Source organism: Rheinheimera sp. NSM (assembly GCF_052380015.1).
In the GTDB taxonomy this organism is placed as follows: domain Bacteria; phylum Pseudomonadota; class Gammaproteobacteria; order Enterobacterales; family Alteromonadaceae; genus Alishewanella.
Genome location: NZ_JBQTCI010000009.1, coordinates 13,005 through 38,136, shown reverse-complemented (window position 1 = coordinate 38,136; position 25,132 = coordinate 13,005). Strand labels below are relative to the sequence as shown.

Annotated in this window: 23 protein-coding genes; 18 read left to right on the top strand and 5 right to left on the bottom strand. The window is 51.7% G+C overall.

The window, feature by feature from the left end; all coding sequences use genetic code 11:
• Positions 1 to 20 precede the first annotated feature (20 nt).
• The 11 genes from gspD to ACTZWV_RS18645 are packed head-to-tail and all read left to right on the top strand — an operon-like array spanning position 21 to position 10,300.
• The gene (gene gspD, locus ACTZWV_RS18695) at positions 21 to 2,138 is read left to right on the top strand and encodes a type II secretion system secretin GspD (RefSeq protein WP_444788005.1); all 2,118 of its coding nucleotides are present in this window, start codon (positions 21 to 23) and stop codon (positions 2,136 to 2,138) included.
• Entirely contained in the window at positions 2,138 to 3,646 is a 1,509-nt protein-coding gene (gene gspE / locus ACTZWV_RS18690; RefSeq protein WP_444788004.1) for a type II secretion system ATPase GspE, read from the top strand. The genes gspD and gspE overlap by 1 nt, the downstream gene beginning before the upstream one ends.
• Complete coding sequence (gene gspF / locus ACTZWV_RS18685; RefSeq protein WP_444788003.1) at positions 3,646 to 4,869, top strand: type II secretion system inner membrane protein GspF; 1,224 nt, start codon at positions 3,646 to 3,648, stop codon at positions 4,867 to 4,869. Before gspE ends, gspF begins: the two co-directional genes overlap by 1 nt.
• Position 4,870: 1 nt before the next feature.
• Positions 4,871 to 5,326 (top strand): type II secretion system major pseudopilin GspG, encoded by a 456-nt coding sequence (gspG, locus tag ACTZWV_RS18680; RefSeq protein WP_444788002.1) that lies wholly within the window; start codon positions 4,871 to 4,873, stop codon positions 5,324 to 5,326.
• Positions 5,326 to 5,922, top strand: coding sequence for a type II secretion system minor pseudopilin GspH (gene gspH, locus ACTZWV_RS18675; RefSeq protein ID WP_444788001.1), 597 nt, complete (start codon positions 5,326 to 5,328; stop codon positions 5,920 to 5,922). The genes gspG and gspH overlap by 1 nt, the downstream gene beginning before the upstream one ends.
• Positions 5,919 to 6,287 (top strand): type II secretion system minor pseudopilin GspI, encoded by a 369-nt coding sequence (gene gspI, locus ACTZWV_RS18670; protein ID WP_444788000.1) that lies wholly within the window; start codon positions 5,919 to 5,921, stop codon positions 6,285 to 6,287. The genes gspH and gspI overlap by 4 nt, the downstream gene beginning before the upstream one ends.
• Complete coding sequence (gspJ, locus tag ACTZWV_RS18665; RefSeq protein ID WP_444787999.1) at positions 6,280 to 6,903, top strand: type II secretion system minor pseudopilin GspJ; 624 nt, start codon at positions 6,280 to 6,282, stop codon at positions 6,901 to 6,903. Before gspI ends, gspJ begins: the two co-directional genes overlap by 8 nt.
• Positions 6,900 to 7,889: a type II secretion system minor pseudopilin GspK gene (gene gspK, locus ACTZWV_RS18660; RefSeq protein WP_444787998.1), complete on the top strand. Its 990-nt coding sequence runs from the start codon at positions 6,900 to 6,902 to the stop codon at positions 7,887 to 7,889. The genes gspJ and gspK overlap by 4 nt, the downstream gene beginning before the upstream one ends.
• On the top strand, positions 7,886 to 9,076 hold the full coding sequence (gspL, locus tag ACTZWV_RS18655) for a type II secretion system protein GspL (protein ID WP_444787997.1): 1,191 nt from the start codon (positions 7,886 to 7,888) through the stop codon (positions 9,074 to 9,076). The genes gspK and gspL overlap by 4 nt, the downstream gene beginning before the upstream one ends.
• The gene (gene gspM, locus ACTZWV_RS18650; RefSeq protein ID WP_444787996.1) at positions 9,073 to 9,543 is read left to right on the top strand and encodes a type II secretion system protein GspM; all 471 of its coding nucleotides are present in this window, start codon (positions 9,073 to 9,075) and stop codon (positions 9,541 to 9,543) included. The genes gspL and gspM overlap by 4 nt, the downstream gene beginning before the upstream one ends.
• Before the next feature lie 13 nt (positions 9,544 to 9,556).
• Positions 9,557 to 10,300: a type II secretion system protein N gene (locus ACTZWV_RS18645; RefSeq protein WP_444787995.1), complete on the top strand. Its 744-nt coding sequence runs from the start codon at positions 9,557 to 9,559 to the stop codon at positions 10,298 to 10,300.
• On the opposite strand, the gene yrfG is transcribed toward ACTZWV_RS18645, so the two are convergent.
• Positions 10,290 to 10,961: a GMP/IMP nucleotidase gene (gene yrfG, locus ACTZWV_RS18640; RefSeq protein ID WP_444787994.1), complete on the bottom strand. Its 672-nt coding sequence runs from the start codon at positions 10,959 to 10,961 to the stop codon at positions 10,290 to 10,292. The two genes, ACTZWV_RS18645 and yrfG, sit on opposite strands and share 11 nt — an antisense overlap.
• Before the next feature lie 59 nt (positions 10,962 to 11,020).
• Here yrfG and nudE point away from each other — a divergent pair, with 59 nt between their 5' ends.
• The 4 genes from nudE to ACTZWV_RS18620 all read left to right on the top strand — a co-directional run bounded on the left by nudE (position 11,021) and on the right by ACTZWV_RS18620 (position 16,087).
• On the top strand, positions 11,021 to 11,620 hold the full coding sequence (nudE, locus tag ACTZWV_RS18635; RefSeq protein ID WP_444787993.1) for an ADP compounds hydrolase NudE: 600 nt from the start codon (positions 11,021 to 11,023) through the stop codon (positions 11,618 to 11,620).
• Positions 11,598 to 12,428, top strand: coding sequence for a 3'(2'),5'-bisphosphate nucleotidase CysQ (cysQ, locus tag ACTZWV_RS18630; protein WP_444787992.1), 831 nt, complete (start codon positions 11,598 to 11,600; stop codon positions 12,426 to 12,428). The genes nudE and cysQ overlap by 23 nt, the downstream gene beginning before the upstream one ends.
• Before the next feature lie 231 nt (positions 12,429 to 12,659).
• Entirely contained in the window at positions 12,660 to 14,261 is a 1,602-nt protein-coding gene (gene pckA, locus ACTZWV_RS18625; RefSeq protein WP_444787991.1) for a phosphoenolpyruvate carboxykinase (ATP), read from the top strand.
• Positions 14,262 to 14,467: 206 nt separating this feature from the next.
• Positions 14,468 to 16,087 carry a methyl-accepting chemotaxis protein gene (locus ACTZWV_RS18620; RefSeq protein ID WP_444787990.1) on the top strand — a complete coding sequence of 540 codons (1,620 nt, stop codon included), beginning with the start codon at positions 14,468 to 14,470 and terminating at the stop codon, positions 16,085 to 16,087.
• A gap of 56 nt (positions 16,088 to 16,143) precedes the next feature.
• On the opposite strand, the gene ACTZWV_RS18615 is transcribed toward ACTZWV_RS18620, so the two are convergent.
• Both ACTZWV_RS18615 and ACTZWV_RS18610 read right to left on the bottom strand, forming a co-directional pair.
• On the bottom strand, positions 16,144 to 17,166 hold the full coding sequence (locus ACTZWV_RS18615; protein ID WP_444787989.1) for a CNNM domain-containing protein: 1,023 nt from the start codon (positions 17,164 to 17,166) through the stop codon (positions 16,144 to 16,146).
• Positions 17,167 to 17,281: 115 nt separating this feature from the next.
• On the bottom strand, positions 17,282 to 20,083 hold the full coding sequence (locus ACTZWV_RS18610; protein ID WP_444787988.1) for a TonB-dependent receptor: 2,802 nt from the start codon (positions 20,081 to 20,083) through the stop codon (positions 17,282 to 17,284).
• A gap of 85 nt (positions 20,084 to 20,168) precedes the next feature.
• Here ACTZWV_RS18610 and ACTZWV_RS18605 point away from each other — a divergent pair, with 85 nt between their 5' ends.
• Positions 20,169 to 21,776, top strand: a complete 1,608-nt coding sequence (locus tag ACTZWV_RS18605) for a ParB-like protein (RefSeq protein ID WP_444787987.1) — start codon at positions 20,169 to 20,171, stop codon at positions 21,774 to 21,776.
• Here the strand turns inward: ACTZWV_RS18605 and ACTZWV_RS18600 are convergent.
• Together ACTZWV_RS18600 and ACTZWV_RS18595 are read right to left on the bottom strand one after the other, a co-directional pair.
• Positions 21,773 to 22,015, bottom strand: a complete 243-nt coding sequence (locus ACTZWV_RS18600) for a YheU family protein (RefSeq protein ID WP_444787986.1) — start codon at positions 22,013 to 22,015, stop codon at positions 21,773 to 21,775. The two genes, ACTZWV_RS18605 and ACTZWV_RS18600, sit on opposite strands and share 4 nt — an antisense overlap.
• Positions 22,012 to 23,013 (bottom strand): hydrolase, encoded by a 1,002-nt coding sequence (locus ACTZWV_RS18595; RefSeq protein WP_444787985.1) that lies wholly within the window; start codon positions 23,011 to 23,013, stop codon positions 22,012 to 22,014. The genes ACTZWV_RS18600 and ACTZWV_RS18595 overlap by 4 nt, the downstream gene beginning before the upstream one ends.
• 52 nt (positions 23,014 to 23,065) lie before the next feature.
• On the opposite strand from ACTZWV_RS18595, the gene ACTZWV_RS18590 reads away from it, so the two are divergent.
• A complete protein-coding gene (locus tag ACTZWV_RS18590) occupies positions 23,066 to 23,569 on the top strand; it encodes a hypothetical protein (RefSeq protein ID WP_444787984.1) in 504 nt (167 codons plus the stop codon).
• Positions 23,569 to 25,119 (top strand): GMC family oxidoreductase N-terminal domain-containing protein, encoded by a 1,551-nt coding sequence (locus tag ACTZWV_RS18585; protein ID WP_444787983.1) that lies wholly within the window; start codon positions 23,569 to 23,571, stop codon positions 25,117 to 25,119. The genes ACTZWV_RS18590 and ACTZWV_RS18585 overlap by 1 nt, the downstream gene beginning before the upstream one ends.
• The last annotated feature ends 13 nt before the right edge of the window (positions 25,120 to 25,132 follow it).

The following is a 25,132-nucleotide window of genomic DNA, read 5'->3' as shown; positions in this document are numbered from 1 at the left end:
AATTAATTGGTTATAAGCTAATGAAATCAGGGCAATCTGCTTTTTTCTCCCGCCGCTCGCTGGCCAGCCTACTGGTCGCCGCCGCGCTGACTGTTGTTATTCCCGGCGTTACTGTGGTAGCACAGGAAGAGGTGATGTACTCACCTAACTTCAAAGGTACCGATATTAATGAATTTATTAATATCGTTGGTATGAACCTGAAAAAAACCATCATTGTCGACCCCCAAGTGCGCGGTCGCATTAACGTACGCAGTTACGAAATGCTCAATGAGCAACAGTACTATCAGTTCTTCCTGAATGTGCTGGAAGTGTACAGCTTTGCCGTGGTGGAAATGGACAATGGCGTGTTAAAGGTGGTACGCAACAAAGACGCCAAAACCAGCAATATTCCGGTGGTTTCTGATGACGCACCGGGCCAGGGCGACGAAATGGTTACCCGGGTGGTGCAGGTACGCAATGTGTCGGTGCGCGAGCTGGCACCGTTACTGCGTCAGTTCAGTAACCAAGCCGGTGGCGGCCACGTAGTAAACTACGACCCGTCGAACGTGATTATGATGACCGGCCCGGCTGCCGTGGTTAACCGGCTGGTAGATATTATTCAACGGGTAGATAAAGCCGGCGACCAGGAGCTGGAAATCGTCAAGCTACAGTATGCGTCTGCGCCGGAAATCGTGCGTATTCTGGAGAACATTTATAAAAGCCAGGGCCGTGCCGATCAGCCGGATTTTCTGGTACCACGTATTGTGGCCGATGAGCGCACCAACAGCGTAATTGTCAGCGGTGAATTGCAGGCACGGCAGCGGGTGATCGAGCTGGCAAAACGGCTGGACAGCGAACTGCAAACCAGCGGCAATACCCGGGTGTTTTACTTAAAATATGCTAAAGCGGAAGAGCTGGTGCCGGTATTAAAAGGCGTTAGCGAGTCTATAGTCGCCGAAGTGCAGGGTGGTGCGGGTGCTGCCGGTGGCCAGGGCGGACGTGGCGCGGCAGCGAATACCGGCCGCACCATTAGTATAGAAGCGCATGACGACAGCAACTCGCTGGTGATCACCGCCCAACCGGATATGATGCGCTCGTTAGAAGAAGTGTTGCGCCAACTGGATATCCGCCGCGCTCAGGTGCTGGTAGAGGCCATTATTGTCGAAGTCTTTGAAGGTGATGGCACTGACTTTGGCGTGCAATGGTTAAATGCTAATGGTGGTGGCACCAACTTTAGTAATGGTAATACTATCCCTATTATCAGTGTCGCTGGTGGTGCTGCTGTGGCATCACAAGTTACCAAAGGTTCTACAACTACAACTATTATAGATGGCCGGGAAGTTGTTACCAGCGTACCCGACTCTAACCGCGATTATTCTGCATTGGCAAATGTGTTGAGTGGTTTAAACGGCGCTATGATGGGCTTTTATAAAGGCGATTGGGCGGCTATTTTACAGGCAGTGCGCACCAGCACCAACTCCAATGTACTGGCCACGCCGCATATTACTACAATGGATAACCAGGAAGCCTTCTTCCTCGTAGGTCAGGAAGTACCGGTAATTACCGGCTCTACCACCGGCTCAAATAACACTAACCCGTTCCAGCAGGTACAACGCCAGGAAGTGGGTATTAAACTTAAAGTTACGCCGCAAATTAACGAAGGTGATGCAGTACAACTGACCATTGAGCAGGAAGTGTCCAGCATCGGCGGTGCTACCGCCGTGGATATCACCATTAATAAACGCGAAATTAAAACTACCGTGATGGCAGATGATGGCGCCACTGTGGTACTGGGCGGTTTAATTGATGAAGATGTGCAGGAAAGTGAATCTAAGGTGCCTATTTTAGGCGACATTCCTATTTTAGGCCATTTGTTTAAGTCGACCAGTGTCACCAAACAAAAGCGTAATCTGATGGTATTTATTAAAGCCACCATAGTACGCGAAGGTTCGGCTATTTCCGGTATCTCAAAAACCAAATACAACTATATCCGCGCTGAGCAGCTAAAACGCGAAGAAGTAGGCATCCGCTTAATGCCGAATACCAAACAGGTCGTGTTGCCGCAGTGGGACGACTCACTGGCGTTGCCGCCAACGTTTGATGAGTATATGCAGGAACAACAGCCGCCTGCGGTTACTGAGCAAGGGAAACAGGACTAATGGACACGCTGGATACAGAGCAGGTAAAACCCGCCAGCAGCCGGATCCGCTTACCCTTTGGCTTTGCCAAACGCCATGGTGTGCTGCTGCAACAACAAGCCCACGGTTGGCAGCTGTACATTCATACGGCCACAGCGCCGGCTGCGGTGTTGGAAGTGCGCCGCGTACTGGCCGAGCCCTTTGTCCTGCAGCGTTTATCCGCGGTAGAGTTTGAAGCCATGCTGGAAGCTTGCTATCAGCGTGATTCGTCAGAGGCGCAGCAACTGATGGAAGACATCGGCAATGAGGTAAATTTAGCCTCACTGGCCGATGATATTCAGGAAAGCGAAGACTTACTGGAAAACGAAGACGACGCGCCCATTATCAAATTGATTAACGCCATGCTGGGCGAAGCCATTAAGTTAGGCGCGTCAGATATTCATGTCGAAACCTTTGAAAAAGCCTTAATAGTACGCTTCCGCGTAGACGGTATCTTGCGTGAAGTACTGCGGCCTAACCGGCGCTTATCCAGCTTGCTGGTATCGCGCATTAAGGTTATGGCCAAACTGGATATTGCCGAGAAACGCGTGCCGCAGGATGGCCGTATCAGTTTACGTATTGCCGGCCGGGCTGTGGATGTGCGGGTATCAACCATGCCCTCCAGCCATGGCGAACGGGTGGTAATGCGTTTACTGGATAAGAACAATTCACACCTGAATTTAGCCGACCTTGGCATGACACTGTCGGTACAGCAGGCGTTCTCGCAGCTGATCTTAAAGCCGCACGGTATTATTCTGGTAACAGGCCCAACCGGTTCCGGTAAAAGTACCACTTTGTATGCCGGTTTAACTGAAATTAACACTAAAGACCGTAATATTCTTACCGTAGAAGATCCTATTGAATACGAGCTGGAAGGCATCGGCCAAACCCAGGTCAATACCAAGGTTAGCATGACCTTCGCCCGTGGTTTGCGCGCCATTTTGCGCCAGGATCCGGATGTAGTGATGGTGGGTGAAATACGCGATCTGGAAACTGCGCAAATTGCGGTGCAGGCCAGTTTAACCGGCCACTTAGTGTTATCTACTTTGCACACCAACACGGCAGCCGGCGCGATAACGCGGCTGGAAGATATGGGCGTAGAAGCGTTTTTATTATCCTCCAGTTTACTTGGCGTACTGGCGCAGCGGCTGGTTCGCACCTTATGTCCGCACTGCAAAGAAGCACACGAGCCGGATAAAGAAGAGCGCAATTTACTCAGCGTAACTAAAAAAGAAGGTGTGCTGATCTACCGTGCCCGCGGCTGTGAACACTGTAACCACACCGGCTATCGTGGCCGTACCGGTATCCATGAACTGCTGTTGGTAGATGAACATATTCGCGAACTTATTCATAACGGCAAAGGCGAGCAGGCGATAGAAAAATACGTACGCCAGCATAGCCCCAGCATCCGCGCTGATGGTTTCAGTAAAGTGCTCAAAGGTGAAACCACGCTGGAAGAAGTGCTGCGCGTAACGCGTGAGGATGTGTAATGGCGGCGTTTGAATATCAGGCGTTGGATGCGCGTGGCAAAAACGCCAAAGGTGTGCTGGAAGCAGATAACGCCCGCCATGCCAGGTCTTTGCTACGCGAGCAAAAACTAACCCCGGTTAGCGTGGCGCTGGCGTCACAGCAGGAAAAGCTGCTGGCGTCGGGCAAACAATGGTTTAAACGCAATATTTCTGCCTCTGAGCTGGCATTAATTACCCGCCAGTTAGCCACCTTGGTAGAAGCGGCGTTGCCGATTGAAAGCGCGCTGTTAGCCGTGGCCGAGCAGTGCGATAAGCCGCGGTTGACCAATATGATGATGGCCGTGCGCTCTAAGGTGGTAGAGGGCTACAGCCTGGCAGAGGGTTTAGCTGAGTTTCCTTATGTGTTTGACCACCTGTTTCGCTCTATGGTGGCGGCGGGGGAAAAATCCGGCCATCTAGACCAGGTATTAAACCGATTGGCGGATTACACTGAGCAGCGCCAACATATGCGCAGCCAAATTCTGCAGGCATTGTTGTACCCTATTATTCTTACCTGCTTTGCAGTGCTGGTTATTTCTATTTTATTAGCGGCGGTAGTGCCGAAAATTGTCGGCCAGTTTGAGCATATGGGCCAAAGCCTGCCCGGTTCCACCTTGTTTTTAATTGCTGCCAGCGATTTTTTGCGCGCTTACGGCATCTTTGTATTGATTGGTATTATGCTGGGTCTGGTGCTGTTTAAGCGCGCCCTGCTCAAACCGACGGTGCGGTTTCGCTGGGACAAACTGGTACTGAAAAGCCGGATTATGGGTAAAGTCACCAAGGGGCTGAATACCGCGCGGTTTGCCCGGACTTTAAGTATTCTGAATGCGTCAGCCGTGCCGTTGCTGGAAGCGATGCGTATCAGTGCCGACGTGCTGAGCAATACCTTTATGAAGCAAGCTGTCACTGATGCTACCGCACGGGTGCGTGAAGGTACCTCACTGCGCAACGCGCTGGAGCAAACCAAGTTGTTTCCGCCGATGATGCTGCATATGATTGCCAGCGGCGAAAAAAGCGGCCAGCTCGATTCCATGCTGGAGCGGGCCGCCAACACCCAGGATCGTGAATTTGAAACCCTGGTGACAGTGTCATTAAAAGTGTTTGAACCGGTGCTGGTAGCGGTAATGGCCGGTATGGTGTTATTTATTGTGATGGCGATTTTGCAGCCGATCTTAGCGTTAAACAATATGGTAGGTGGTGGTTAATATGGTTAAGCAACTCAAAACAACAGCGCAACGCGGTTTTACGCTGTTAGAAGTGATGGTGGTTATTGTAATACTGGGCATTATTGCCAGTATGGTGGTACCAAACCTGATAGGCAACCAGGAACAAGCAGCGCGGCAAAAAGCGGTGGTGGATATTCAGCAGTTAGAAAGCGCACTGGATATGTATCGCTTGCGTAACGGCTTTTACCCCACCACTGAACAAGGTATGCAGGCATTAGTTACTGCGCCCACCTCACAGCCGGTACCGCGCTCGTTTCCGGAAGGTGGCTTTATCCGCCGCTTGCCGAAAGATCCGTGGGACGAAGATTATATTCTGGTAAGCCCGGGTCAGGTCGGTCGTATTGATATTCTCAGTAAAGGCCCGGATCGCACCGCCGGTACCGACGATGACATCGGTAACTGGAACCTGGATGCGAACCAGAGCAACAATAACTAATGCTGTTGCTGCCGGCAATAAAGCGTGAGCAAACCGGCTTTACCTTAGTAGAGGTAATGCTGGTCATGCTGTTAATTGGTTTGCTGGCAACCACAGTGGTAATGAATTTCAGCGGCGAGTCACGCGAAGAACGCTTAGAAAAAGAAGCCGAACGGTTTCAGCAAATTTTCCACTTTGTTGCCGAAACCGCGCTGCTAAAACAACAGGAATGGGGTTTGTATATCCTGCCGGACCGTTACGGCTTTTTATATTACAGCAACAAGGATGCGAAATGGCTGGCGGCAGAAGAACCGGCCGGGTTGAAACAACATAAGTTGCCGGCCGATATCAGCCTGAAGCTGGAACTGGAAGGCCTGGCCGGAGAAGACAGCAACTTACTCAGCCAATTGGACTGGCAGTTGGATGACGACGAGCAAACCGATGAGAACGCCGACATACCGGTGCTGCCGCAGGTGTTTATTTTGTCGTCCGGTGAAATCAGTCCGTTTCAGCTGCTGCTGGCAGAAAACTCAGACCTGACTCCGCTGTACAGCAGCGTCAGTACGGATTTTGCCATACCACTAAACCGCACGCCGGTATCGACGGAACTGCCATGAAACGCAATGGCTTTACCTTGCTGGAGCTATTGGTAGCAATGGCGATTTTTGCCACCGCCGGCATGGCCATTATGCAAGCCAGTTCGGCGCATATCCGCAGTTTGAGCCAACTGGATGATTTAACCATCGCCAGCTATATCGCCAATAACCAAATGCAGCAGGCGTTATTGGATAAGGACTGGCCGGGTAAGGAAAAATCGCAGCAGCAGGTCGAGATGGCGAACCGGCAATGGTTATGGCAACAACAGCTGAGCAAGCTGCCGGATGACGACTTACGCCTGGTGCAAATCAGCGTTAGCCTGGCCGAAACGCCGGATCAGGTGTTGTACCAGTTACAAAGCTATAAAGGTAAGCCCGGTGGTTAAGGCTAACGGCGGTTTTACCTTTATTGAAATGCTGCTGGCGGCAGCTATTTTCGCGCTGGTGGGTCTGGCTTCGGTTGCGATTCTCAGCAGCGTAACGCAAAGCGATGAATTGTCGCAGCAAGCCAGTGAGCGTCTGGTGCAATTACAGCGCACTATGCTGATGCTGGAACGTGATTTTATGCAGATCAGTGTGCGACATGTGCGGATTGACGGTGAAGCACCGCAAAAATTCCGCCTGTTCGGCGAAAAATTTTTACTCGATAGCGAAGATCACGGCGTAAGTTTTACCCGCCAGGGCTGGCGTAACCCCGGCATGATATTGCCGCGCAGCGAAATTCAAACCGTGGCCTACCGTTTACAGGAAGGCAACTTGCAGCGGCTGTTTAGCTTGTATCCGGATGCAGTTACCGGCACCGAGCCGAAAATACAGCTGCTGCAAAGCAACCTGACCGGCTTTGAAGTGCATTATCTGCAGGGCGAAGAATGGCAGGAGCGCTGGCAGGACGCCAATTTCCCGGCCGCCGTAAGGGTAACCCTGATTGATGAAAACCTTGGCCGGTTGGAGCGTATTTTTATGCTGCCGGATGCCGTTGTCAGTGAAGGCGGCATAGAATGATAGTGCGGCGTAAACAACAGGGCGTCGCGCTGGTAGCGGTGTTAATGATTATCGCCATCGTGGTGGTGATAGCAGTCAATATGACCGGCCGGCTACAACTGCAGTTGCAACGCCAACAGAACATGCAACAGCAGCAACAGGCCTTGTGGTATGCCATGGGAGCAGAGCAATTTGCCACTGTCTTACTGGCGCGCACCCTTGCCGGTCAGGAAACGGTAAATTTGTCTCAGGACTGGGCACTGAATGGCGCTACCTTTCCGGTAGAGGACGGCACCATAAGTGGTGATATCAGTGATTTACGCAGTTGCTTTAATTTAAACGCGTTGCAAAATGTTACCCCGGCAAGCGGTGGCCAGCCGGAACAAAGCGCGGCGCAAAAAGCCTTTCAGCGCTTGCTGGAGCTAAAAATTACTGAGCTGAGTATGCCGGCGGAATATCTCACCGCCCGTATCGGCGACTGGCTGGATGAAGACAGCCTGCTCAGCACGGCCGGCAGCGCAGAAGATGATGATTATGCCGCACTGCCTTTTGCCTATTACAGCGCGAATACGCTGATGGCAGACCCGTCGGAGCTGCGGGTAATACTGGATTTAACGCCAAACGACTATCAACTGCTGCAGCCGTATGTCTGTGTAGTGCCGGAAGATAACCGGCTATTGTTAAATGTGAACACCTTAACCGAAGATAATGCTGTGTTGCTGGCGGCACTGATCCCGGAACTGACAGAGCAGGCTGCACTGGATTTAATCAGTAACCGGCCGGAAGAAGGTTTCACCACTGCAGAAGCGCTGTTGGCAGATCCGATCCTGGCCGGCATCACAGTGCCGGACGAGGTAAAAACTATGCTGGCAGTAAAATCTGACAGCTTCCGGCTGGTGGCAACAACGGCTTATTTGGAGAGCGGCTTTGTGTTAACGTCGGTGCTGAAAATAAATGATAATAACCAGGTTAAAGTACTGGCGCGGCGCTTTGGAGGCCAGCAGTGAGTGAACAATTGGTGATCCGGCTTGGCAGCCGGGCAGAGCAAACAGTCAGCTGGCTGGTATGGGCCAGCCATAGCAAAGAAGTGATTGCCAGTGGCGAATTGTCAGGTGCAGACCAGCTGGCTGACTTAGCCATCCGGCTGGGCCAGCGCCCGGTGATAGCCCTGGTGCCGGCATCTGATGTAGTACTAAAGCAGGTTAACTTGCCCGGCAAACCCAACCGCCAGCTGTTGCAGGCACTGCCGTACATGCTGGAAGAAGATCAGGCCGAAGATATCGAGCAGCTGTTTTTGGCCTTAGGTAACCTGGTGCATCACGATGGCCAGTACAGCCAGCAAGTTGCTGTCTGCCGGCATGAACAAATGGAGCAATGGCTACATTGGTTACAACAAGCCGGTTTTAGTGTCAGCCGCCTGCTGCCGGACGCGTTATTAATTCCGGAGCAGCAATTACCGGCCTGTATTCAGTTACACGAGCAGTGGCTGTTAAAACAAAACAGCTGGCAGGTTACGGCCATTGACGCCGCCTGGTGGGGCGACTATTTGCAACTGGCGGCCTTACCGATGCTGACCAGCTACAGCCCCTGGCCGCAAGAAGTGTTGCAGCCCTATCAGGCTGCCGAGCCCGAGCTGCCGCTGGCGTTACTGGCCGGCCAACTGCAGCACAACGATTTTAATTTGCTACAGGGCGACTATAAACCGAAACGGCAAAGCAACCCACAGCTACAGCTGTGGCAAAGCAGCGCCATCCTCGCCGGCCTGTGCCTTACGTTGTATTTGCTGCAACTTGGTATCACTAACTGGCAACTGGGCCGGCAAAGCCTGGCGCTGCAGCAGCAAAGCCTGGCCTTGTATCAACAAGCCTTCCCGGGTGAGCGGGTGGTCAACCTTAACCTGCAACTGCAGCAAAAGCTGGCCGCTGCCAGCGGTGCTGATGCCGAACGCAGCTTTCTGGCGTTACTGGCAAAATTACAGCAACAACTGGCGCAGGTACCGGATATCAGCCTGGAAAACTTACGCTTTGATGCCAAACGGGCTGAGTTGCGTTTTCAAGCTAAAGGCGACGGTTTCCAAAGCTTTGAGCGGCTGAAAAACGCATTGGAGCAAGCCGGATTTAGTGTAGAGCAAGGTGCGCTGAGTAACGATGGCGGCAAGGTACAGGGCAGTGTCGCGATGCGGGGCAAAGTATGAAACAACAGTTTTTAAGCTGGTGGACCGGGCTGCAACAGCGCGAACAACGGCTGGTGGCCGGTGCTGCCGTGGTAGTGGTGATTGGCTTGTTTTATTGGCTGTTGTGGCAACCGCTGCATCAGGCTAAACAAACACAGCAACAAAAACTGCAAAGCGCGCAGCATCAACTCAGCCAGTTGCAACAGCTGATACCCCAGCTAAAAGCCGCCGGTGCTGCGCCGGCCCGCACCGGTGGCAGTTTAGCGCAAATTATCAGCAATAGTGCGCGCAGCGGTGGTATTAAAGTAAGCCGGATGCAACCGCAAAATGAGCAACTGACCCTGGTGCTGGAAGACGTTAGTTTCGAGCAACTGTTGGGCTGGCTGCATGCCTTGCAGTATCAGCACGGTGTAACCCTGGTGAATGTCGATCTGGCAACAGCAGACAAACCCGGCATAGTGCGGGTAAGACGCATGGTCGTAGAGTAGGTATAAAAGCAGGATGACAAAAACAAAACTTATCGTTACCGGTGTCTGCAGTTATTTGCTGTTTATGCTGCTGTTAACCCCGGCGGCCTGGTGGCTAAAGCTGGCACCGTTACCGCCGCAACTGCAGTTAGGTGCCGTGTCCGGTACCTTATGGCAGGGCGAAATAGCCGGCCTGCGCTATCAGCAGCTGCAGTTTGATACTTTGCGCTGGACATTACACGGCTGGCAGTTATTTACCGGCAAACTGCAGTTTAAGCTGCAAAGCGGCAGTGCACAAAATACGGCGCTGCCGTACGTTACCGGTATTGCTAATTATGGTTTTGCCGGCGCAGCACTGCAAAACACCCTGGTCAAACTGCCGGTGGCGCAATTGCTGCCGATGTTGCCGCTACCATTACCGGTAGAAGCCAGTGGTGAACTGGTGCTGGATGTGCCGCAATATCAACAAGGCCAACCCTGGTGTAAAGCGTTAAGCGGCAACGCCAGCTGGCAAGATGCACGCTTACAAACCCCCACCGGCACCTGGCTGGACCTGCAAAGCCTGTTTGGCGATTTAAACTGTGCTGACGGCAGCATAGTATTAACCACCGATGGCGCTAACTTGCTGGGGCTGGATATTAAAGCGGTGATCAATGCAGAGCAATTGCTGGTAAACGGCACGCTGAAGCCACAAGACAGCATGCCGCGGGAAGTACACCAGGCCATGCAGTTTCTCGGTAAGCCGGATACACAGGGCCGCTATCGTATCAGTTTCTGAGGCTGCGGATATCGTCCAGCAATACGCTGTAGTCGGTAATAGCCGGAAATTCAGTGATCTGCCGGCTAAGTTGCTGGCTGTCAGGGTTCGCCACTGCCAGCAAATGTTTAATGCCGTAATCCTGCGCGGCTTTTAAAATCGGCAGGCTGTCATCAACAAATAAGGTCCGCTCGGGGTTAAAGCCCAGCCGCTGCTGCAAGCGCTGCCACAGTGCCCAGTTTTCTTTCGTCACACCAAATTCGTGGGTTGAGATCAGCGTATCAATATAGCTGGCCAGCTCAGTGCGTTCTATTTTCAGCGATAAGCTGTCCGGGTGGGCATTGGTGACCAGCACTATGTCACGGCCACTGTGTTTTAACGCCGTCAGAAAGGCCGGCACATCGGCGCGCATGGCTATTTTGTGCATCACCTCGCGTTTTAACTCAGTGATCGGCAGCTGTAAGCGCTTGCCCCAATAATCCAGGCAATACCATTCCAGCTTACCGGTTAATTCAGCATACTCGGCTTTTAACTGTGCTTCTGCATCGCTGACACTGATGCCGCTGATCTGGGCCCAGCGCTGCGGTAAATGCTGTAACCAGAAATAGTTATCAAAGTGCAGGTCAAGCAAAGTACCGTCCATGTCCAGCAGCACCGTATCAATATCAGCCCAGTTCAGCATAGGTTTTTCCTAGTAATCGTTTTATAGTACAGGCTCGGGATTGTACCAGAGGTGGCAGCATGACGCAGCGGCACGACGATAAACACCACAGTAAACAAAAACCACAAATTTTAACTGCAGATATCGTGGCACAAAGCCGCTTATTTAAAATTGAGCAGTTGGAATTGCAGTTCAGCAATGGCGAACAGCGCACCTACGAGCGCATGCGTGGCAGCGGCCGTGGTGCGGTGATGATTATCGCCTGCCCTGATGCGGATAATTTTTATCTGATCCGTGAATATTGCGCCGGTACCCACGATTATCAGCTGGGTTTTCCCAAAGGCTTGATTGACCCGGGTGAAGATATTATCAGCGCGGCCAACCGCGAGCTGAAAGAAGAAATTGGTTTTGGCGCCGGTCGTTTTGTGCAGTTAAAATCGCTGGCCTTAGCCCCGGGCTATTTTAATGCTACAATGCATATAGTTCTGGCCTTTGATTTATATGCAGAAAGCCTTGAAGGCGACGAGCCGGAACCGCTGGAATTAGTGCCCTGGTCACGCCATAACAGTGACGCCTTATTACAGCAGGCCGATTTTACTGAAGCCAGAAGTGTCGCCGCCCTGTTATTAGCGCAGCAATATTTGGAAGCGAACCCGGATGTTTTTAAGCAGACTGCTTGACCCCGTAAAATCTGCGGCCCGCGAAGCCGGGGCAGAATTATGGCAGTTGTACCAAAGCGGTAACTTTGAGCAGCAGGAAAAAGCCGATTTAAGCCCGGTTACCTCAGCTGATTTAGCGGCCAACCGGATCATTATCAACCGCTTATCTGAATTAACACCCGATATTCCGATTATCTCGGAAGAATCCTATTTTGTGCCTTTAGCCCAACGCCAGCACTGGCCACGTTACTGGCTGATTGATCCGATGGACGGCACCCAGGAATTTGTGGCCAGAAGCGGCGATTTTGCTGTGAGCATCGCGCTGGTAGAACACGGCTGGCCGGCGCTGGGCGTTATTTACTGGCCAAAAGAAGACGTGCTGTATTACGCCACCCGTGGCCATGGCGCCTTTAAACAACAACGCAATTTCATTAACCGCATCAAAGTCAACCAACACCAGGCCGGTGAAACGCTGAGAATCGCCATCAGCCGGCGCCAACCGCTGCAACCTATTGTCGATTTACTGCAAAGCAAACATGACGTGGAATATATCGCATTAGGCAGTTGCTCACTAAAAAGCTGTCTGGTGGCAGAAGGTAAAGCCGATTGTTATTTGCGCCTGGGCCCTACCGGCGAATGGGACACCGGTGCTGTGCATATCATCGTCGAGGAAGCCGGTGGCAAAATTCTCGACAGTGAATTTACCCCGCTCAGCTACAACCAGCGCGACACCCTGGCTAATCCCGATTTTATGGTAATGGGCCAGGCCAGTATTCCGTGGCCGCAATTGATCAAAGCCAGGGCCACAGAACGCAGCCTTACAGCCTGAAACTGAAAGCTTTCATAACTACCCACAAATACTGCATAGCTTTGCCGCATACCAGTGCTGACGCGGTTTTTAGCCAAATCAACGCAATTGCTACCTATCTTTTCTGCTGGAAAAACGCTATTATGCCGTCGGGTTTTTGCGCAGAAAAACAACATTTCGTGACAAAAGCACCGGAAATTTAAGTCCGCCAGAGACTGCACCCTTACCTACAGTACCCTTAGGAGTTACATCATGTCCGAGCTGGATCTGGGCCAATACGGCATCACAGATGTCACGGAAATTATTTATAACCCTTCGTATGATCAATTATTTGCGGAAGAAACCCGCAGTGATTTACAAGGTTATGAACAAGGCAAACTGACCAAATCAGGCGCGGTTTCAGTCGATACCGGCATTTTTACCGGCCGCTCGCCAAAAGACAAATACATAGTGCGCGATGACACCACCCGCGACACCGTATGGTGGTCTGATCAAGGTAAAAACGACAATAAAGCGATAACCCCCGCCGTCTGGGCTGATTTAAAAGCCCTGGTTACGCAGCAATTGTCCGGCAAACGCTTATTTGTCGTCGATACCTTCTGTGGCGCCAACGCCGATACGCGCTTAGCAGTACGCTTTATTACCGAAGTGGCCTGGCAGGCGCATTTCGTCAAGAACATGTTTATCCGCCCGACTGATGCCGAGCTGGAAACTTACCAACCGGATTTCATTGTGATGAACGGCGCTAAGTGCACCAACCCGGATTGGCAAAAGCATGGCTTAAATTCAGAAAACTTCGTTGCCTTTAACCTGAGCGAACGTATTCAGCTGATCGGCGGCACCTGGTACGGCGGTGAAATGAAAAAAGGTATGTTCTCCATGATGAACTACTTTTTACCGCTGCAGGGTATCGCCTCTATGCATTGCTCGGCCAACGTGGGTAAAGACGGCGATGTGGCGGTGTTCTTTGGTTTATCCGGTACCGGTAAAACCACGCTGTCGACCGATCCGAAGCGCCAGCTGATTGGCGATGACGAACACGGCTGGGACGACGCCGGGGTATTTAATTTTGAAGGTGGTTGCTACGCTAAAACCATTAACCTGTCAGCAGAGAACGAACCGGATATTTATAACGCCATCCGCCGCGATGCGCTGTTAGAAAACGTCACTGTACTGGCCGACGGCACTATTGATTACAACGACGGCTCGAAAACCGAAAATACCCGGGTGTCATACCCGATTTACCATATCGATAATATCGTTACGCCGGTATCCAAAGCCGGCCATGCGAAAAAGGTTATCTTCTTAACCGCGGATGCCTTTGGTGTGTTGCCGCCGGTATCCAAGTTAACCAAAGACCAGGCTAAGTACCACTTCCTGTCGGGCTTCACCGCCAAACTGGCCGGTACCGAGCGTGGCATTACCGAACCTACACCAACCTTCTCCAGCTGTTTCGGTGCGGCGTTTTTAAGCCTGCATCCGACTAAATATGCAGAAGTGCTGGGCAAACGTATGGCAGCATCCGGCGCTGAAGCCTACCTGGTCAATACCGGCTGGAACGGTACAGGCAAGCGTATTTCGATTAAAGCCACCCGCGCTATTATCGACGCCATTTTAGACGGCAGCATTGAAAATGCGGAATTTGTCCAATTGCCACACTTTAACCTGGCGATGCCAACTGCATTGCACGGTGTAGACGATGTGTCTATTCTGGACCCGCGTAACACTTACGCTAACGCCGCAGAGTGGGACGTAAAAGCCCGCGACCTGGCCAAGCGTTTTATTGATAACTTTGTTAAGTTTACCGATAACGACGAAGGTAAAGCCTTAGTGGCAGCCGGACCGCAGTTGTAAAACAGCTTTGCAAACAACTAAGGTCGCGCAAGCGGCCTTTTTTATATCTGCGTATGACAAGCAGATTACTCTGACGGTAAAAATGCATCCAATGCTGGCGACACTGCCTGCAACAGGCTAAAGTGAAAGAAATTTTTCAGTCTCTCCCGGTTTTGGCCGATATAGTAATGCCGTAAGGTAAATTAAACCGCAATCAGAGGTAAGTAATGCTCAGAACTATCACCATACAAAAACGACTGTTGGCGGCTTTTGGTGCCTTGGCACTGCTGCTCACTATTACAGGTTTGTTTAGTTTGCAAAGCATATCAAAGGTGAGGGCTCAGGCTGATTTCGTAGAGACTGCTGTTGTGCCTGGCGTAGCAGGTATTGGCTCACTTGGTACCATAATTAATCAGAATCGGGCTTTAACGTTACGATTATTGTTATCTCTTGACATTACCCAAGAGGGAGAAACTTTTGATACCATCAAAAAACTACGGGAAGAGATTGTAAGTATCGAAAAACCTTACGAGGACTCCATTTTTGATTCGCAGGAGCGGGTTATTTTTGGTCAGTACCAGACGTCCAGACAGAAATATTTTAACCTGCAGGAACAAGCTTTAGAATTACTGCTGAAAGAGGAACTTGGTGCAGCGCAAGACCTGTTGGATCAAATTAACCCAATTTCAACTGAAATTGCACAGCAATTAGCACAGCTGGCAAGCATAAATCATAAAGCCGCAGAGGAAGCCAGGCAATCGTCCATCACCACTTATGAGAATGCAAGATGGGCTGTTATCGCCTTGATTATTGTTGCAATAGTCATTGCTGCTGGTATTGCAATAATGATATCGCGCAGTGTAAATCAGCCACTGGCACGGGCGGTACTGTCAGCCCGCTATATTGCTGATGGCGATCTGACACAACCTTTGACGGTGGACGGCAGTGACGAATTAACCGAACTGGCGCAGGCGCTGCAACAAATGCAGCAAAAACTGCGCGATGCTATCAGCCATATTGCCAGCTCTTCTAACCAGTTAGCTTCTGCCGCAGAAGAGCTAAACGTGGTTACCGACGAATCGGCCAAGGCGCTGCAACTGCAAAACGATGAAGTGCAACAAGCCGCTACTGCTATAACCGAGATGAGCTCGGCAGTAGATGAAGTAGCCGGTACCGCGCTGCAAACCTCGGAAGCCTCATCGCAATCTGCCACTTTAGCCAAAGACGGCACGCAAAAAGTGGTACAAACCCGCAGCGTCATTGAAAAAATGAACGCCGATGTGCGTCAGAGCACTGCGGTTATTAATACTTTGGCTGAAAAAGTCTCATCGATTAATCAGGTGTTGGAAGTTATCCGCAATGTCGCCGACCAAACTAACCTGCTGGCATTAAATGCGGCCATAGAAGCAGCCCGTGCCGGTGAAGCCGGCCGTGGTTTCGCCGTAGTGGCCGATGAAGTGCGTAGCCTGGCGCACCGCACCCAAACCTCTACCGGCGAAATTGAGCAAATGATCCAGCAGGTGCAATCGTCTGCCAAAGAAGCGGTAAATGCCATGCAGCTAATCAGCAGTAACGCCGATAATGCGCAAAATGTGGTGAAGTTAGCCGCAGATGCGCTGGAGCTGATCGCTGAGAACATTATGGCTATCAGTGATCAAAACCATGTTATCGCCGGCGCGGCAGAAGAGCAGTCGAAGGTAGCACGGGAAATAGACCGCAATATCGTAACCATCAGCGATTTAGCCGCCCAAACCGCGGCAGGCTCCAACCAAACCACCGCCAGTGCCACCGAGTTATCCCGGTTGGCAATAGAGCTTAACGAGTTGGTCGGCAAGTTTAAGATATAACTATCGCAGTAACAAAACAGGCCGCAATTGCGGCCTGTTTTTTGTTCTGCACTGGTTTAGTCTTCAGACATATTTTTCAGTTTGTGTTCCCAACGGCGCTTGGCAAAGCGGCGCATATTGGGGATATCATCGGTTTCATCCATAATCGGCTGGCCGATAATAGTTTCTATCACATCTTCCATGGTAACCAGGCCCAGCCAGGTGCCGTATTCGTCGTAGACTAAACACATATGCTGGCGCTCGTGCATCAGTTGCGTCATCAGCTGCTCAGCACTCATTTTGTCGGAAATCACTTTTACCGGCTTCATTAAATCAGCCACGGTTTTCTGGTCGGTAATATTCAGCATGTCGTAACGAAAGGCGATACCCAGCGGCGCTTCGTCTTTATCCAGCACCGGGTAACGTGAAAACTGGCCTACTTTCACCCGTTCAGCAAACGTCTCTAAGGATTCATCCGGCGCGGCGGTTTCACACACGGTGCGCGGCGTCATAATGTCGCGCACTTTAATGTCGTGTAAATCCAGAATATTGGCGATAACGCGCTGCTCGTCTTCATCCAGTTTATTCAGCTCGCGGCCCAGCACTGTCAGGGCTTTAATTTCCTGGCGCAGGTCATGCTCATGCCGGCCACCGCCAAACAGCTTCATAATTTGATCTGATAACCAGATAAACGGCCTTAACAGTGTAATCATGCTGTTAAGGATCAAAGGCAATACCGGTGCCAGTTTTGGCCAGTAACGCGCGCCTATGGTTTTTGGCATAATTTCCGACAACACCAGAATAAGAATGGTCATTACCGCCGAGGCAATCCCCAGATAGCCGTCACCAAATACTATAGTCACCTGGGCGCCAACACCGGTAGCACCGACGGTATGGGCCACAGTGTTTAGTGTAAGAATGGCCGCCAGTGGCTGGTCAATCTTATCTTTTAACACTTTGAGCTGTTCATACAGCTTAGGCCGGGTCAGTTTTTGTTGGGCAATATAACTTGGGGTAATCGACAGCAGGGCCGCTTCGAGGATAGAACAGACAAAGGATACCGCTATTGACAGAACGACAAAAGCAATTAAAAGGCTCATACAGGTTAGTTACAACACTCCGCTTTACTAAGACCGCAGCAGTATAAAGGCTGCTATCAGAAAAAGCGAGCCACCCTCTTTGGGGTGGCCCGTAGTGCAAAGTTGGCTAAACAGGTTAGAATTTGCCTTTAATACCCAGCGCGAAAGTCATACCATATTCTTCAAACTGGTAAGTATAGGCGGAACTGCCCTGATACAATTCTAATGGCTCGTCGGTCAGGTTTACCAGCTCTGCCACCAGTTCAACATGCTTGCTCAGCTTGTATGAGGCTGTCACATCAACCTGGGTATGGGCCGCAACATAGATATCATAGTTGCTGTCATCACCAACATCGCTTAAAAACTTATCGCGATATGACACGCTTAAACGCGTGCTAAACTTACCGTCTTCGTAACCCAGATACAGGTTACCGGCTTGCTCTGCCGATTCCGGCAAGCTGAAGCTTTCACCCGTCCGCTCTGTTACTGCAAGCTCAGTGTCCAGCAACGTAAAATTAGCCCCCACTAACACTCCGGCCAACGCCGGCTGAGTAAAGCTGTGTTGCCAGGCAAATTCAAAGCCTTTTACGCTGGCACTAAGGGCATTTACCGGCCTGGTAACGTCAAACCCGGCAAACTCCGCCACGTCATTGCTGGTTAGCTCAACAATAAAGTTATCGATATCTTTATAGAACACCCCGGCCGACAACAGGCTGCCGTCGCTGTAGTACCAATCCAGCAACAGGTCGTAGTTTACCGCTTCGTACGGGTCTAAATCCGGGTTACCCAGCTCAACTTCGTTATCTTCTAAATTTACCTGAGCACGCGGTGAAATATCATTAAAGCTTGGGCGGGCTATGGTATTGGTCCAGGCTGCGCGCAGCACCATATTTTCAGCTACGTCGTAGCTGAAATGCAAACCCGGCAGCAGGTTAGTGTAATCACTGCCTACCGAACGGCTACTGACAGCCAGTTCACCGTCTTCATCAAACGTCAGTTGATTACCACTGGCAGAATAGTCTGTGCGCTCTATCCGCATACCGGCAATTAAGCGCCAGTTTTGGGCATCATAAGTGGCCATCAGGTAACCGGCTTGCACGTCTTCATCGGCAACAAAGTCTTCGCCCAACGATAGCTGGGTGTTTTCAGCTTCATCTTGTGGCCGGGCGGTAAAGTCAGCACGATTTTGGTTGAAGAAGTTGATATAAGCAGCAGAGCTGATGCCCTGACCCAGATTGCCTAAACCATAAGAGGGTGCGCCGGTAGTAAACTGGTCCAATGTTGCATCCGGCGTGCGGCGCAATTCAATAATGTCGGTATTGGTGTCTTTTTGCTTCCAGCGCAAGTCTGCACCGGCTTTTAACGTCAGGTTGCTGTTACCAAAAGCATAAGGGAATTCAATATTGGCACCCAGGTTGTATTCATCATCATCGATGATTTTTGGCTCCAGTACCGCTCGGTCCAATTCATAGTTGGCGTTATCCAGATGCGTGGTATCAGCAACGCCGTCGCGTAAAATGGCAAAATTTGGCACGCCGTTGCCTATCGAATAGGTTGCATCCAGCTCGTCACCGGTGTACTCAAAACGGCCTTCGTTTTCATCTAATACCCGCTCGCGGGTGGTCGACACACCGGCATAATAATCCAGCGTATAGCTGTCGCGAATATGCTCAGCACCCAGGTTCAGTGCCAGGGTGTCCTGCTCCTTGGTACGGTAGCGAATGCGCCGGCGCAGCGCATCCGGTGCCATTTCGCTCACCGTGGCCGAACTGCCGTCAAAATCCGTTAAAGCGCCGTCTTCAAACACATAAATACTGCGCTGCCGGGTTTCAGCATCGCTGAAGCGGCTGAATACAGTATTGGCAAAATACTTATTGCTGCTGTCCGGCCGGTATTCCAGGTTCAGGTTGGCACCAATCCGTTCGCGGTTAACAAAGTACTTGCGCTGCTGCAGCTCTATTAAAGCAAAGGCTTCGCCGTCCTGATAATCCACCATATCGTATTCGGCTTCTACGTTATCAGACTCCAGCTTGCGGTCTAAATAATTGATACCAAAGGCCACACCAAAATCTTTGCTGTCGCCGGACAAGCTAAAGGTATCGCTGGCATTCAGGCTCAGCTTGGGGCTGGTTTCACCGCTCAGGTCGTTATACGAGGCTTCAGCACGGTACCGTATTTGCCGCCCGTCTTTCTCAAAGGCAGAGGCTGATTTCACATCTATAGCACCACCAATGGCATCGCCCGGCATATCCGGTGTCGGCGCCTTGGTTACCGAAATACCTTCAATAGAACCGGTAGGAATAACATCCAGTGGTACCGCGCGCGAACTGCCTTCCGGCGTACCAATACGCATACCGTTTACCGTAACAGAGCTTAAGCCGGCAGCAATGCCGCGAATACTGACAAAGCGGCCTTCACCCTGGTCACGGCTGATCGACGTGCCGGGTAAACGCTGCAGCGACTCAGCCACGTTTTGGTCAACAAACTGACCCATATCATCAGAGGCAATAAAGTTAGTGATAGCATCTGAGGCGCGGTACAGGTTTAGCGCTTTATTTTGTGCCTGACGCTGGCCTACCACGGCCAGGCGCTCCACTTCGTCCAGTTGCACAATAATGTTGCTGCTACTGTTATCTGTAACGCTGATTTGCTGTGTCTGTGGCGGTAAGCCAATGTAGCTGACATCCAATGTCACGTTACCGGCAGGCAGATTTCGCAGCACAAAGCGGCCCGATGCATCGGTAAACACCTGCTGCTCAGTGCCACTCACTTTAATTAAAGCACCGGCCAGTGCTGTGCCACTACCGGCTTTTTGTACCACCCCTTCTACCACGCCGGCAGCCTGAACATAGGCCGCAACCGGTAACGTAAGCGCCAGTACCAGGCTGTTTACTAAAGGCCGCTTGCTGAATGATAACTTGCTCTTGCCAGATAACATATTGACATCCTTAATATAATTTTAAGTTCTGGCTAAATGTTAACAACTCAAGATTGCAGTAGGGTGACATTGGTATGTCACTAACATGACAAAGGCAGCAATTGCCGTTATTGTCATGCTATTGTCATTTGCTACTTTTAAGCTCGGCCGCTTTGGCTTGTTGTCAGGAGTGCATACTGTGCCGTATTGCTATCGCTTATCCTTGTCTGTGTTGCTGCTTTGCAGTGGTGTTGCTTTGGCACAGCCACAATGGCAGGCCAACACCGTGATAGAGACCACGCTGGGCCAACTGCAGCCGACGCAAAGCGTTATTGCCCACGAACAGGTGAACTACAAACTGGCGCTGTACCGTCATAACCGCCGGGCGTTGTTTGCTGATCTGTGCGAAAGTGCTGGTTGGGGTAAAAAAGTCAGTTTTACGGCAGAATCAACGCCGGATAAACCGGATAGCTATAGCTGTGACAATGCCGGTAAGCACAAGCGCAAACTGCAACAGCTGAAAACCGCTGTATTGGGCCCGGATAAGCAGTTATATCTAACTGATGGCCATCACAGCTTTTCTGCCTTTTATGATATGCCGCAAGGTGGTGCAGACTTTCCGGTAACCGTTTTAATCACAGCGGAATATCATGAAGCCGACCCGGCAGCATTTTGGCGACGCCTGCAACAACAGGGGAATGCCTGGTTGTATAACGCCGCCGGCAAGCCGGTGACTTATCAACAACTACCAACCAGCTTAGGCCGCGCCGGGCTGGAAAACGACCCCTACCGTGCAGCGCTGTATTTTCTGCACGGAGGTGTCTGGGCTAAACCGGAACCCGCCATCCCTTTTGTTGAATTTTATTGGGCGCAATATTTACGCCAGCAGCCCGGCCTGCAATTTCCGGGCTATTACAGCGCGGCGGAGTATCTGCAATGGCTGGAACGTATACATGGTCATTTAGCCGGTTTAACTACCACCACCAGGGTATTTGCCGGCTTTAACGCCGCAGACCTGGGCTGGCGTGGCGGCGAGCATTACAGCCAGCTTAACGACTTACTGTGCCAGCGCAGCGGCAACAGTGTCAGTACTGGCAAACTGGCGATAGCGCTGCAACAACGGGGTATGCCGGTAAGCTGCGATAGCCGGCAGTATCTGGATCGCACCGCATTAAGTACCGGGCTGAATACCCTGCCCACAGCAATCAATGCCGATGGCAGCGTAAATGTGTTAATCGAAATTGCCGCCGGCAGCGCCGACAAATGGCAGCAAAATAAGGCCGAACCGTTGCAACTGGAATGGGAGCGGCAAGATGGCACTTTGCGGCAAATCCGCTTTCTGCCGTATCCGGCCAATTACGGTATTGTTAGCGGCACTATGCTGGCCAAAGAGCACGGTGGTGACGGCGATCCGCTGGATGTGTTAGTGCTGGGTAGCGCGCTGCCACAAGGCACTGTGCAGCCGGTGCGGCTTATTGGCGTACTGCGCATGCTGGATAACGGCGAGCAAGACGACAAGCTACTGGCTGTGCCGCTGCAGGGGGTGTTTTCTGCGCTGCATGATGTCGCGCAGCTGCAACAGCAATTTCCGGGGGTAATTGAACAGCTGCAACATTGGTTTCGTCACTATAAAGGCGCGGCCGGTAATACGATATTACAGCAAACAGATGATGCGGCAGCTGCCATGGTGCTGCTGAAGGCCAGTCAGTTTTAGGGCTGGCCGGCTTCGGCTTGCTGCTGCAAAAACAGCTGCTTTGGCATCAGGTTAATGCTTTCATGCAGCTCAGAATACACTATCACCACCTCAGCACTTTTTAGCTGGCGTTTTACCATGGCCACTTTTTCCGCCATCGCCATTTCATGCTCGCCGTAATCGGTGCCTTCACGCAGCACATAGTATTCAATCAGGTTGTTTAACGTATCTTCGGCGATATCGGTGTAAGGAATAATCATTTGCTTAACTGCTCAGTAATAAACTGCGGAATACGCTGGTTTAACCAAAATCGGGGCTTTAGCACACTGCCATACACAAAACCGACATGGCCGCCGCCGCTGGTGAGTTCATACTGAATATGCGGGCTTAACTCATCAGCTTTAGGGATCACCTCGTCACTTAAAAACGGGTCATCTTTGGCATGGATAATCAGCGTGGGGATGCGGATATGGCGCAAAAACGCCTTGCTGCTGGCTTTGCTGTAATAGTCCTGCGCATTTAAAAAGCCATGCACCGGCGCGGTGTAATACTCATCAAACTGTTCAATACTGCTAAAACCCTGCACCTGCTGTGGTGTTAGCGGCAGCGGGAAATCAGCAAACTGCTGCAGCTTTAACAAGGTACTGCGTTTTAACCGACCGAGCAAATAGCGCTGATACAGTTTGCTGCTGCCGCTGTTAATACGTTTGGCGCAAGCCGCTAGCGATAACGGCGGACATACCGCTACCGCAGCGGTTAACGGATTCTGCTCTGCCTGCTCACCGCAATACTTCAACAGCACATTACCACCCAGCGAATAGCCCACTGCCACTAAAGGCCGGTTTGGGTAACGCCGCTTAACGTCGCTGATCACCAGCGCCGCATCGGCAGTATCGCCGCTATGGTAGGCGCGCGGCAGCTTATTTGGTTTGCCGTTACAGCCACGAAAATGTATCAGCAGTGCCGGCCACCCCAGCTGTTGGCACTGTGCCAGCATGGCCTGAATATAATGGCTGTTAATATCGCCGGCCAGGCCGTGCAGTAAAATCAGCAGCGGTGCGTTATCGTCTGCCGCTACGTTAGCTAACCAGTTTAACTGCAGCTCGTCGCCGTCCGGCAGGGTAAACATCTCTGCGCTGGTGCTGAGGCGCTGTTTCGGGCTTAAATATTTGGCAAAAATGGTCTGCAGGTGGGCATGCTTCAGCCACCAGGCGGGCTGGAATGGCGTGTGCTTTACTGGTCTGATCTGAGCTTGCAAAGTAGCGTATCCTGATAAACAATGCGTTAAGTCTTACTGCAGGTGCAGCCCTATGGATCGGCGACAATTTATTTTATCCGGTATAGCCTTAGGCGCTGCAGCCAGCTTAGGTACCGGTTTAGCTATTGTCGGCTGGCAGCAAAGCCTGGCGCCGGATAGCAGCAACCGAGATCTGGTGTTGTCGGCCCTGTTACCGGCGCTATTGTACGGCGCTTTACCGCAAGATGCGACCTTAGCCAGCACTGAGCTTAACCGCACTAAAACCGCCATTAACGATTTCCTGCCGTTTTTGCCGCTGCGCCAGCAGCAGGAGTTGAACCAGTTGTTTAATCTGCTGGCCAACCGTATCAGCCGGCTGGGCCTTAGCGGTCATCTTAGCAGCCTGCCGCAGCTTAGTATTGCTCAGCGGCTGCAACTGCTAAACCAGTGGCGCGACAGCTACCTGGCGTTGTTGCAGCAAGCTTATCATGGGCTGCGCGAGCTGCTATATGGCGCTTATTATGGCCAAAGTGAGCACTGGCAAGCGCTGGCTTATACCGCGCCGCGGTTTCGCTGATGACGACTAACCACCTGGATGCCAGCCGGTTTGTGCAAGACCAGCAGTTAGACGCTGATATCGTTATTATCGGCTCCGGCGCCGGCGGTGGTATTGCGGCAGAACAACTGGCGCAGGCCGGCTTTAAGGTACTGCTGTTAGAAGAAGGAGCCTGGTACACCCGCGATGATTTTGTGATGCAGGAGCGCTGGGCTTACCCGCAGTTATACCAGGAAGGCGCCGCGCGTAAAAGCCGCGATCAGGCAATTGGCATTTTACAGGGCCGCACCGTCGGCGGCTCCACCACAGTCAACTGGACGACATCAATTCGCACACCACAAGCCACGTTAGACTACTGGCATAGCGAATTTGGCGTCAATTTAGGTGGTGATGACGATTTATCTGCTTATTTCGCAGCAGCAGAGCAACGCCTGAACATACAGCCGTGGGCTGTGCCACCCAATGCCAACAACGCCAAACTGCAGCAAGGCTGCCAAAAGCTGGGTTGGCAACACACGGTAATTAGCCGTAACGTTAACGGTTGCGCTAATTTGGGCTATTGCGGTATGGGCTGCCCGATTAACGCCAAACAATCGATGCTGGTCAGCACTATTCCCTCAGCTATGGCACTTGGCGCCACGTTAATTTCGCGTATTTCCGTGCGCCAATTGCACTGGCAGGGCGACAGCATCACAGGACTGGACGCCGTGCCGGTAGATCAGCACTTTCAGCCGCGCACTGACTTGCGCATCCGCATTACGGCGAAACATTATATTGTCGCCGCCGGCGCTATCGGTTCACCGGCGTTGCTGCTGCGCTCAAAAGTACCCAACCCGTCCGGCCGCTTAGGCAGGCATACCTATTTACACCCCAGCGTGATTTCCGGCGCTTTGTTTGCTGAAGCCATTAACGGCCACAGCGGCGCGCCGCAGTCGATTTACTCCGATCAGTTTGTCTGGCCAAAACACAGCGATAGCGCCGGTTATAAACTGGAAGTACCACCGTTACACCCAGTGCTAATGGCCACCAAGCTGATTGGCAGTGGCGAGCAACATGCCGCCTTAATGCGGCAATTTAACCAGTTACAGGCCATTATTGCGCTGCTGCGCGATGGTTTTCACCCGCAAAGCCAGGGCGGCACTGTGCTGTTGGACAGCGCACAGCAGCCGGTACTGGATTACCCCATCAGCGATTATCTCTGGCGGGGTATGCGCAGTGCCCTGTTATCAATGGCCGAACTACAATTTGCCGCCGGCGCCAGCCAGGTATTACCCATTCACCACGACGCCAAATTGTATAACAACTGGCACGAGGCCAAAGCAGCCATACTGCAGTTGCCAATGCAGGCGCTTAAGCAAACCGTGGTGTCGGCCCATGTTATGGGTGGCTGCAATATGGCCGTAAGCGCGGCCAGGGGTGTGGTCAATCAAAACGGCCGCCATCATCAGCTGCAAAACTTATCAGTTTTCGACGGCTCTATCCTGCCAAGCAGCCTCGGCGCCAACCCGCAACTAACCATTTACGCCCTGGTGTGGCGTAATTGCCAACACTTAATCAGCAGCCTGCAGTAACAAAACCAAAATT